The following is a 10251-nucleotide window of genomic DNA, read 5'->3' on the forward strand; positions in this document are numbered from 1 at the left end:
CCCCCTGCACGCCGAGCACGGTGAGGCGGCTGCGCATCTCGGCCGCGGCGCGGGCGGTGAACGTGACCGCCAGCACGTGCCGGCCGGCGATGTCGCCGGTCAGCGCCCGGTACGCGATCCGCGACGTCACCGCCCGCGTCTTGCCGGTGCCGGCGCCGGCCAGGATGCAGACCGGCCCGGCCGGGGCGGTCACCGCGGACCGCTGCTCCGGATCCAGCCCGGCCAGCACCCGTTCCGCACCTGAGTGAACGCCCACAGCAGGGAATCATCCCAGCATCGTGTGACGTTGCAGCGGTTAGCCTGGCCTGATCGGACCGGGCGCGAGCCACCCCTTGGAGGACCAGACCATGCTGACGATGTATTCCACCCCGTGGTGCGGCTACTGCCACCGGCTGAAGTCGCAGCTCGACCGGGAGGGCATCGCGTACGAGGTGGTCGACATCGAGCAGGACCCCGCGGCCGCGGACTTCGTGATGAGCGTCAACGGCGGCAACCAGACCGTCCCGACGCTGCGCTTCGCCGACGGCAGCGCCCTGACCAACCCCTCGATCAACCAGGTCAAGCAGCACCTGGCCGCGCTGCCCGGCTGATCTCCCGCGACACTGCGAGCGGCCGTACCCGACCCGGTACGGCCGCTCGCCGTCGTTCAGGAGCCGCCCCGACTGAGCACGCCGTCGTCGGCCGGCTTCCGGGGCCCCGGAATCCGCACCGGCCCGGCGACCGGCGCGCTCAGCCCGCGGCCCCGCCACAGGTAGAGACCGGCCGCCGTGGTGACCGCCCCGACCACTGCGAACAGCAGCCGGTAGTCGAACACCCCGACGAGCAGCGCGCCGGTGCCGATGGAGAGCGCCTGCGGACCGCTGACCAGGGCCTCCGACGCCGCGGTGACCCGGCCGAGCAGCCGCGGCGGCGTCCGCCGCTGGATCAGCGTGTTCAACCCCACCATGGTCAGCGGCAGCGACAGGCCGGCCAGCAGCAGCGCCACCACCCCGAGCCACAACCGGGGGTACGCGAGCGCCAGCGCGGCCGGTCCGAAGAACGTCACCCCGGCGGCCAGCGCCCCGACTTCGCCGTACCGGCGGACCACGGCGGCCGAGAACAGGCCGCCGACCAGGCCGCCGACGCCCTGCACCATGACCAGCACGCCGACGAACGCGGCCTCGCGGCGCAGACCCAGGTCGACGTACGCGAAGATCAGCGACTCGGTGAAGCCCATCACCAGCGAGCCGAGCCCGTACCCGAGCAGCGCCCGGCGCAGCGCCGGCTCGCCGGTCAGGTGGCGCAGCCCGGCGCTCAGCTCGGACGGCCCGCGGCGGCTGGACCGGGACGGTTCCCGCTCCTGCGCCCGCAGCCGGCCGACCACCGCCGCGGCCACCAGGAATCCGGTCATGGCCAGGACGGCGAGCAGCCAGCCGCCGACGGCGGCGTAGACGCCCGCCCCGGCGAGCGGCCCGATCAGCCGCAGGCCCTGCCGGACCGTTTGCAGCAGTCCGTTCGCGTCGGCCAGCGACTCGGCCGGAACCAGATGCCGGATCAGTCCGTTGAGCACGGCGGCGAGGGTGATGTACGACAGTCCGTAGAACGCCGCGACCACGTAGATCACCCAGACGTCGGAGCGGTCCCGGACCGTGAGCAGCGGACTGAGCAGCGCCGCGGCGACCAGGTTGGCGGCGATGAAGAAGGGTTTCCGGCGGTAGCGGTCGACCACCCAGCCGACGAGCGGGGCGAGGGCCATCGGTGCGATGACCGCGAAGATGGTCGCCCCCGCCATGCTGTCCGACCCGGTCAGATCCTTGACCCAGACGGCCAGGGCGAGCAGCAGCACCGACTCCGCCGCCATGCTCGCCACCACTGCGGCGAAGAGGAGACGGAAGTCGGGGCGGCGCAGGACGGTGCGCATCGGGTTGCCTCCGGCAGGGGTGCGCCACCAGGGGCGCGTCGGGGGTGGGCGCTGGTGAAGACACCCTCCACAGTCCTCTTTTTGTCTCGTGACACGCCCGTGCCGGAACCTCCGACGCCGGTCGCGACGTCCATACTGACCGTGGGGGGCGAATTTCATACAGTTACCGTCGCGTCCTGCGACGGTCGACGGGAAAGAGGACGCCGTGCCTCCTGCCGTACCAGGCCCGATTCTGCGCCGCCGTCGACTCGGCATCGAGCTGCGCCGGCTCCGCGAACAGGCCGGTCTGACCGGTGACCAGGTCATCGAGCGGATCGGCTGGGCCTCCGCATCCAAGTTGTCCCGCCTGGAGAACGGCCGCAGCCGGCCTGACCCGGACGACGTGGACGTGCTGTTGACGCTCTACGGCGCCGACGAGGAGCAGCGCGCGGAGCTGACCGGCATCACCCACGAGGCCGGCGACATGCGCGGCTGGCTGCGCAACTTCCCGGTGATGACCCAGCAGCAGCGCGCCTTCGCCGAGCTGGAGGCCGGCTGCGCGGAGATCTCCGAGTACAACCCGGTGCTGGTCCCGGGGCTGCTGCAGACGCCGGGGTACGCCCGGCACCGGATCATGTCGGCCGCGCAGGTCGCCGCCCAGGCCGGCGACCAGGAGCACGAGGACCCGGAGACCGAGGTACGCGCGCGGCAGGCCCGCCAGTCGCTGCTGACCCGCTCCCCCGACGTGCCCCGGTACACGGCCGTGCTGGAGGAGGCCGCCCTCGGCCGGCGGGCCGGCCCGCCGGAGGTGCTGCACGATCAGCTCGTCCACCTGTGCGAGATGGCCCTGCTCCCGAACGTGACGTTGCTGCTGCTGTTGCGGGACACCCGGGTCGGCGACTGGTACCTTCCGCCGACCGCGTTCTCGGTCTACCGGTTCGCCGATCCGCTCGATCCGGAGACATTGGCCATCGAAGGTGGGTTCACCGACGTCATGTCGACCGAGGTGAACACCCTAAATCGCTATAAAGTGGTGTTCGAGTGGCTATGCTCGTCGGCACTCTCCGCATCGGACACCCTCTCCTGGTTGATCGAGGCGACAGGACGGCTGACCGGCACGGCAGTCGAGTCCACGGCGGTGTACGGGCCGGCAACGGCGCCGACCCAGCGCCGCCGGGACTCGGGGCGCCTCACCACGGAGCGGTGATCCGGTAGGGACACCGCCCGCGCTCCGGCGTCGCTCGGTCCCATCGGAGCACCTCACCAGGAGCAAGCACCATGAACAAGATCCGTACCAGCACGACCGCCCTCTCGGGACAGCTCGTGGGCGCCGCCTGGCGCAAGAGCACCCGCAGCCAGACCTCCAACTGCGTGGAGGTCGCGCCGCTCGGCACCGGGCCGGCGACCATGGCGCTGCGGGACAGCAAGGACCCGAGCGGGCCGGTCCTGCTGTTCGACCGGGCCGGCTGGCTCGGCTTCCTCGCCGGAGCGAAGAACGGTCAGTTCGATCTGGACTGATCCGGCGAACGTTCGGGGCCGTCGGCGTCACGCCGGCGGCCCCCTCGCGTGTCCGGCCCCGACAACGGTGCTGACCTGGCATCCCCCGATCGGTCGAGGTGGCGCGTTCCACTTGTCGGGAGGACACATCGGCGTAACATGACGCGGGAGTGACGTGGAAGTTCCAGCGGGTAACCGTCCACTCTCCGGGGGACACCATGCGGTTCCTGATCGTCCGCACCGAGATCCGTACCGCCGCCGACGCCGACATCGCCGCCGCCTGGGCCGGTGGGGGCCGCCTGCGGGACGAGACGAGCACGCCGGAACCCCGCCGCCAGGTCGTCCACGCCGAGGACCGGGACGCCGCGCTCCTGCTCGCCCGAGCGCTGTCCGCCGTCGGGGCGGTACGCGCCGGCCGGCACCGGGTCAAGGTGCTGCCCATCGAGGAGCCCGCACCGGGGCAGCCGTACCGCTGGCACGGTGGATGACCGGACGCTGACGTCCGTCGTGGCCGGACCGGCTTCCCCCGCCGATCATCGCCTCACCCGGCCACGACGGCCCGTGTTCCCGGCCCGCGACCGTCGCGGCAACGACGGTCCGGGCCGGGACCGTGCCCGCCCGGCCCTGCGCCCGCCAGCCGAAACGCCCCAACCCGACGGGCGGGCGGGCGGAACCAGGGCGGGTCAGCAGTGGCCGTCGAGCCAGCGGTGCACCAGGAACAGCGCGATCGACGACGGCGGCGGCAGGATCAGCCGGTCTCCCCCGCCCACCGGCACCGGCTCGCCGGCCAGCGCGGCCCCGATCTCCCGGCGGGTGAACCAGCGCGCGTGCGCGATCTCGGCCAGGTCGACCCGGATCGGCGCGTCGGCGTCGGCGCGGGCCAGGAATCCGAGCATCAGCGAGCCGGGGAACGGCCAGGACTGGCTGCCCACGTACGCGATCTCCTCGACCGGGACGCCTACCTCCTCGCGGACCTCGCGGAGCACGGCGGCCTCGGCCGACTCGCCGGGCTCGACGTATCCGGCCAGGCAGGAGTAGCGGCGCTGTCCCGGGGTGCGCGGCCAGGCCGCGTTGTTGCCGAGCAGGCAGCGGCCGTCCGCGCCGTCCATGCCGTCGTGCACCAGCACGATCATGGCCGGGTCGGTACGCGGCCAGACCCGGTCGCCGCCCGGGTCGATCCGTGACCAGCCGGCCTCGTCGGCCTGCGTCGCCTTCCCGGTCGTGGACGAGTAGCCGTGCCGCAGGTGCCAGTTGAGCAGCGCCAGCGCGGTGGTGAACAGGCCCGCGTCCCGGTCGGTCATCAGATGGCCGACCTCGCGCAGGTGCGCCGGGCGGGTCTCCGGCAGCGCCGGCAGCGGCCCGTCGACCGCGAAGACCGGCACGCCGTCCGGCTCGACGCCGAGGAACATCGGCACCGACCGGGGCACCTCGGGCAGGTCGCCGGGGCCGACCAGGACCAGTTCGGGTGGGCTCGCCACGCCCCGGACCAGGGCACGCCCCTCGGCGGTGGAGTCGAGCACCAGCACCCGCGCCCGCTCCCACGCCTCGGCCAGCCAGGCCGGGTCGGTACGCCGGTGGGCGGCCCGGTCGAGCGTGGACCGGGCCAGCGGCGGCGCGGGCTCGCCGCTCACGCGGATTCCGTACGCACCGGTGTCAGCGCGGCGAGCGAGTCGGCCACCCGTTCGGCGTCGCCGAGCACGACGGTGACCGCGCGGGCCGGCGCCAGGTAGCGGGCGGCCACCTCGGCCACGTCGTCCACAGTCGCGGCGGCGAGCCGGGCTGCGTGCTCGGCGAGGAAGTCCAGCCGCAGCCCGTTGCCGGCGTACGCGCTGGTCAGCGACGCGAGCCCGGCCTGGGTCGACATGCCGAGCTGGAGCGTGCCGAGCGCGTACTGGCGGGCCTGCTCCAGCTCGTCGACCTTCGGCGGCACCGTGGCGAGCCGGCCCAGCTCGTAGTTCGTCTCCACCAGCGCCGCCGCTGTCACCTCGGTGGCCACCTCGGCGCCGGCGATGAGCACCGAACCGGCCACCGAGTGCTCGACGAGCGAGTGCGGCCCGTACGTGTAGCCCTTGTCCTCGCGGATGTTCTCCACCCAGCGGGAGGAGAAGTAGCCACCGAAAATGAGGTTCGCCAGTTGCAGCGCGGCGTGGTCCGGGTGGGTGCGCGGCACCGCGGGCAGCGCGAGGCGTACCGAGGACTGCACCGAGCCGGGCCGGTCGACGAGCAGCAGCGGCCCGGGTTCCAGCGGCGGCGCGGGCGGCAGTTCGGCGACGTGGCCGTCGCCGCGCCAGCCGGCGAGCGCCTGCTCGGCCGCGTCCAGCGCCCGCTCCGGCGCCACGTCGCCGACGAGCACGAGCACCGCACCGGCCGGGTGTACCCGCTCGGCGTGCAGCCGGCGCAACGCGGCCGGCCGGACCGCCCGGACCTGGTCGGGGTCGGGGGTCTGCACGGCGTACGGGTGGCGGCCGTACACCCGCTTGAGCAGCGCGGTTCGGGCCAGGTGCGAGGGCTGGCTCTGGGCGACCTGGATGCGGTCGACCAGCCGGTCCCGTTCGGTCTCCACCCAGTCGGCCGGGTAGTTGGCGCCGGTGAGCACCTCGGCGAGCAGTTCCAGCATCCGGTCCAGGCCGGTGACCAGGCCCGCGCCGGAGAGCATCAAGCGGTCCGGGTCGAGCCCGGCGGTCAGTCCGCCGCCGACCTTCTGCAGCTCGGCGGCGATCTCGGTGGCGCTGTGCGCCTGCGTGCCGGCGAGCATGGTCTGCGCCAGCATCGCGCCGCGGGCCAGGTGCGTGCGCCCGAACGGCATCCACAGTCGCAGCTCGACCAGCGGTACGGCGGAGCGGCGTACCGCGATCACGGTGAGGCCGTTGCGCAGCGTGCGCTCGGCCTGCTTGGGCACCTTGAGGCGGCGGTTCGGGCGCAGCGCCGGCAGCGGCCGGACAGTAGTAGCAGTCATCGGGCTCCTCCGGCGACGACCTCGACGGACGCGCGGCGCTCGGGCCGCAGGGTGGCGGCGGCGGCGCGGACCTGGTCCTCGGTCACCGCGCCGACCAGCCGGGGCAGCTCGTTGAGCAGGCCCGGCTCGCCGCGCTGCTGTTCCAGCACGGCCATCCGCAGCGCCCGGCCGAGCACCGCGTCGGTGTCGCGCAGCAGGTGGGTGGCCATCCGGGCCTGGGTGCGCGCCAGCTCTCCGTCGGTCAGCCCGTCGGTCGCCAGCCGGTCCAGTTCCTCGTCGATGGTGCGCAGCACCTTGTCCACGTCGCCGCCGGGCGGCAGGTGCGCCTGGAGCAGCAGCGCGGTGGGGTCGCGCACGTCGAACGGGTCGCCCATGAAACCGACGTACCCGCCGAGGCTGGTGACCGACCGGTCGCGCTGCACCAGCCGCTCGACCAGCCGGGACGCGTCGCCGTCGGTGAGCACCTCGGCCAGCACCACGTAGGGCAGGTAGCCGGCGAAGTCGTCGACCGGGTCGGGCACGCGCCACGCGCCGGCCACCGCCGGCAGCGGGGCCAGCGCGTCGGTGTACGTGCTGCGCCGCTCGGTGGTCAGGTCGGGCTCGGCGAAGTCGGGCCGCTGCGGGGCGGGACGGGCCGGCACGTCGCCGAAGTGCCGTTCGATGAGCGTGGTCGCCTCGGCCACGTCGATGTCGCCGCTGACCGCCAGTACGGCGTTGCCGCTGGCGTAGTAGCGGCGGAAGAAGTCGGCGGCGTCGGCCACTGTCGCCGACTCCAGGTCGTCGAAGGAGCCGTAGCCGTCGTGCGCGTTGGGGAAGGTGTCGAACATCACCGGGGGCAGCGTCAGCCAGGGGAACCCGCCGTACGGCCGGTTCAGCACGTTGACCCGGATCTCCTCCTTGACCACGTCGACCTGGTTGCGCAGGTTCTCCTCGGTCAGCCGGGGGCCGCGCATCCGGTCGGCCTCCAGGAACAGCGCGCGTTCCAGGGCGTTGGCGGGCAGCGTCTCGAAGTAGTCGGTGTAGTCCAGGTGGGTGGAGCCGTTGAACGTCCCGCCGGCGCCCTGGACGTGCCGGAAGTGGGCCAGCTTCTCCAGGTTCTCCGACCCCTGGAACATCAGGTGCTCGAAGAGGTGGGCGAAGCCGGTGCGTCCCTCCGGCTCGGAGCGGATGCCGACGTCGTAGACCACAGCCACCCCGATGACCGGGGCGCTGCGGTCCGGCGTGAGCACCACACGCAGGCCGTTGTCGAGGGTGAACCGTTCGGCCGGGTACTTCGTCGCTGGGATCTTCGCTCTCCGCGTGGACACGAGATCGACATTAGCGCTTCCGTACCGGCTCTATCGCCGGTGTGCCCTGGCCGAACGGTGGACTGTTGCGGGACGGGTCTTGACGCCGGCGGCCACTTGCCCCACTCTTCCTACCAACTAAATAGGAATACTGCGGATTGGACATTCGATGAGAGGGCTTCCCCTGCGCCGCCTGGTCACCCTGGCGACCCTGGCCGCGGTCGGCGCGGCCACGCTCGGCACCACCGCCGCCTGCGGCGAGGACAGCGACGCCGCCGGCGGGTCCGGCCCGGTCACGCTGCGCCTGGGCTACTTCCCCAACATCACGCACGCCCCGGCCGTGGTCGGCGTGGAGAAGGGGATCTTCAAGGAGAAACTCGGCAGCGACGTCGAGCTGGACACCAAGACCTTCAACGCCGGCCCGGCCGCCATCGAGGCGGTCTTCTCCGGCGCGCTCGACGCCACGTACATCGGCCCGAACCCGACGGTGAACGCCTTCTCCAAGTCCAAGGGCGAGGCGGTCCGGGTCATCTCCGGCGCGGCGTCCGGCGGCGTCGCGCTCGTGGTCAAGCCCGGCATCACCTCGGTGGAGCAGCTGCGCGGCAAGAAGATCGCCACTCCGCAGCTCGGCAACACCCAGGACGTGGCGCTGCGCTTCTGGCTCAAGGAGAAGGGCCTGGAGACCACCAAGGAGGGCGGCGGCGACGTCAAGATCGTGCCGCAGGAGAACGCGCAGACGATCGAGACGTTCGGCAGCGGCGCCATCGACGGCGCATGGGTGCCCGAGCCGTTCGTCTCCCGGCTGGTCAACGCCGGTGGCAAGGTGCTCGTCGACGAGCGTGACCTCTGGCCGGACAAGAAGTTCGTCATCACCAACCTGCTGGTCAGCACCAAGTTCCTCAAGGCGCACCCGGACGTGGTGAAGAAGCTGGTCGAGGGCCAGGTCGCGGCGAACGAGTTCGTCAACACCAAGCCGGACGAGGCGCAGCAGGCCATCTCCGACCACATCGGCAAGATCACCGGCAAGCCGCTGGACCTCAAGCTGATCAAGCAGGCCTGGCCGACGCTGGAGTTCACAAACGACCCGATCCCGGCCTCGCTGAAGACCGGCCTGGACCACGCCGTCGCGGTCGGGCTGACCCAGCCGGTCGACCTGAACGGCCTGTACGACCTCAAGTACCTCAACGAGGTCCTCAAGGCGCAGGGCAAGGCCGAGGTCAGCCAGCCGTGACGTCGACGACCACGACCCCGCGCAGCGCGACCGGCTCGGTCGCGCTGCGCGGCGTCACAAAGGTGTACGGCCAGGGCGACCAGGCCGTCCTGGCGCTGGACGGACTATCCCTGGACATCGCGCCCGGCGAGTTCGTCTGCATGGTCGGCGCGTCCGGCTGCGGCAAGAGCACGCTGCTCAACCTGGTCGCCGGCCTGGACCGGGCCAGCGGCGGCACCATCGAGCTGGGCGAGGGCGTCAACCCGGGGCTCATGTTCCAGGAGCCGGCGCTGTTCCCCTGGCTCACCGTCGAGGGCAACGTCGAGGTGCCGCTGAAGCTGCGCGGTCTCCCCCGCGACCAGCGCAAGGAGCGGGTGGCCGAGCTGCTGCGCACGGTCCACCTGTCGGAGTTCGGCCGCAAGCGCCCGCACCAGCTCTCCGGCGGCATGCGGCAGCGCGTCGCGCTGGCCCGCACGCTCGCGCTGGAGACGCCGGTGCTGCTGATGGACGAGCCGTTCGGCGCGCTGGACGCGATGACCCGCGACATCCTGCACGACGAGCTGGAGCGGATCTGGACCGAGCGCAAGCTCACCGTCCTGTTCGTCACGCACAACGTCCGCGAGGCGGCCCGGCTCGCCGACCGCATCGTGCTGCTCTCCAGCCGGCCCGGCCGGATCATCTACTCCACCGAGGTCGCCGTGCCGCGCCCCCGGCGGATCGACTCGCCGGAGGTCTCGGCCATCGCCGCCGAGGTCACCGACCGGCTGCGCAAGGAGGTGGGCCGGCATGGCCAGTGACACCCTGTCCGCGTCGGCGCGGGCCGACGCGGAGATCTCCGGGCTCGACGCGCTGGAGATCGCCGGCCGGGAGAAGGGCCCGTCCCGGGTACGCCGCCTGTGGTCGGCCACCTGGCCCAAGCTCGCCGCGCTCGCGCTCGCGGTGGCGATCTGGCAGGCGGTGGTCTGGTCCGGGTGGAAGGAGCCGTGGGCGCTGCCCGGCCCGGCCGTGGTCTTCGGCGACCTCGGGGAGTACCTGCTCAGCTCGGCGCTCTGGGAGGGCCTGGCCACCACGGCCCGGCGGGCGGCGGTCGGGTTCGCCGCCGCGGTCGCGGTCGGCCTGCTGCTCGGCCTCGGCGTGGCCCGGGTCAAGGTGCTCCGGGCCGCGCTCGGCTCGATGATCACCGCGTTGCAGACCATGCCGTCGATCGCCTGGTTCCCGCTGGCCATCCTGCTGTTCCAGCTCAGCGAGCAGGCGATCTTCTTCGTGGTGGTGCTCGGCGCCGCGCCGTCGGTCGCCAACGGCGTCATCCACGGCGTGGACTACGTGCCGCCGCTGCTGGTCCGCGCCGGCCGCAACCTCGGCGCCCGGGGGCTCAACCTCTACCGGTACGTGATCGCGCCGGCCGCGCTGCCGGCCATCGTGG

Annotated in this window: 12 protein-coding genes; 7 read left to right on the forward strand and 5 right to left on the reverse strand. The window is 72.7% G+C overall.

The features are described from left to right. A partial coding sequence (locus tag KBX39_RS12195) for a UvrD-helicase domain-containing protein (RefSeq protein ID WP_210870509.1) occupies window positions 1–256 on the reverse strand: 256 nt, incomplete at its 3' end. Window positions 257–347: 91 nt separating this feature from the next. On the opposite strand from KBX39_RS12195, the gene KBX39_RS12200 reads away from it, so the two are divergent. After that, on the forward strand, window positions 348–590 hold the full coding sequence (locus tag KBX39_RS12200; protein ID WP_043328458.1) for a mycoredoxin: 243 nt from the start codon (window positions 348–350) through the stop codon (window positions 588–590). 56 nt (window positions 591–646) lie between these two features. On the opposite strand, the gene KBX39_RS12205 is transcribed toward KBX39_RS12200, so the two are convergent. Beyond that, window positions 647–1900, reverse strand: a complete 1254-nt coding sequence (locus KBX39_RS12205; protein WP_210870512.1) for an MFS transporter — start codon at window positions 1898–1900, stop codon at window positions 647–649. Between the two features lie 205 nt (window positions 1901–2105). On the opposite strand from KBX39_RS12205, the gene KBX39_RS12210 reads away from it, so the two are divergent. The 3 genes from KBX39_RS12210 (at window position 2106) to KBX39_RS12220 (ending at window position 3864) form a co-directional block, all read left to right on the forward strand. Next, window positions 2106–3086: a helix-turn-helix transcriptional regulator gene (locus KBX39_RS12210; RefSeq protein WP_030503665.1), complete on the forward strand. Its 981-nt coding sequence runs from the start codon at window positions 2106–2108 to the stop codon at window positions 3084–3086. Between the two features lie 71 nt (window positions 3087–3157). Beyond that, on the forward strand, window positions 3158–3397 hold the full coding sequence (locus tag KBX39_RS12215) for a DUF397 domain-containing protein (RefSeq protein ID WP_069087338.1): 240 nt from the start codon (window positions 3158–3160) through the stop codon (window positions 3395–3397). Between the two features lie 197 nt (window positions 3398–3594). Continuing rightward, window positions 3595–3864, forward strand: a complete 270-nt coding sequence (locus tag KBX39_RS12220; protein ID WP_064447902.1) for a hypothetical protein — start codon at window positions 3595–3597, stop codon at window positions 3862–3864. Between the two features lie 195 nt (window positions 3865–4059). On the opposite strand, the gene nudC is transcribed toward KBX39_RS12220, so the two are convergent. The 3 genes from nudC to KBX39_RS12235 are packed head-to-tail and all read right to left on the reverse strand — an operon-like array spanning window position 4060 to window position 7639. Next, the gene (gene nudC / locus KBX39_RS12225) at window positions 4060–5007 is read right to left on the reverse strand and encodes an NAD(+) diphosphatase (RefSeq protein WP_210870515.1); all 948 of its coding nucleotides are present in this window, start codon (window positions 5005–5007) and stop codon (window positions 4060–4062) included. Beyond that, a complete protein-coding gene (locus KBX39_RS12230) occupies window positions 5004–6332 on the reverse strand; it encodes a pitrilysin family protein (RefSeq protein ID WP_210870518.1) in 1329 nt (442 codons plus the stop codon). The genes nudC and KBX39_RS12230 overlap by 4 nt, the downstream gene beginning before the upstream one ends. After that, window positions 6329–7639, reverse strand: coding sequence for a pitrilysin family protein (locus KBX39_RS12235; RefSeq protein WP_064447904.1), 1311 nt, complete (start codon window positions 7637–7639; stop codon window positions 6329–6331). The genes KBX39_RS12230 and KBX39_RS12235 overlap by 4 nt, the downstream gene beginning before the upstream one ends. Window positions 7640–7787: 148 nt before the next feature. Here KBX39_RS12235 and KBX39_RS12240 point away from each other — a divergent pair, with 148 nt between their 5' ends. From KBX39_RS12240 to KBX39_RS12250, 3 genes are all read left to right on the forward strand, one after another. Beyond that, the gene (locus tag KBX39_RS12240) at window positions 7788–8849 is read left to right on the forward strand and encodes an ABC transporter substrate-binding protein (RefSeq protein ID WP_064447905.1); all 1062 of its coding nucleotides are present in this window, start codon (window positions 7788–7790) and stop codon (window positions 8847–8849) included. Continuing rightward, a complete protein-coding gene (locus KBX39_RS12245) occupies window positions 8846–9625 on the forward strand; it encodes an ABC transporter ATP-binding protein (RefSeq protein ID WP_030503658.1) in 780 nt (259 codons plus the stop codon). Before KBX39_RS12240 ends, KBX39_RS12245 begins: the two co-directional genes overlap by 4 nt. Then, window positions 9615–10251: ABC transporter permease (locus KBX39_RS12250; protein ID WP_210870521.1), on the forward strand; the 637-nt coding region annotated here is incomplete at its 3' end. The genes KBX39_RS12245 and KBX39_RS12250, both read left to right, overlap by 11 nt.

The organism is Micromonospora sp. D75, from assembly GCF_018070405.1.
Classification (GTDB): Bacteria; Actinomycetota; Actinomycetes; order Mycobacteriales; family Micromonosporaceae; genus Micromonospora; species Micromonospora chalcea.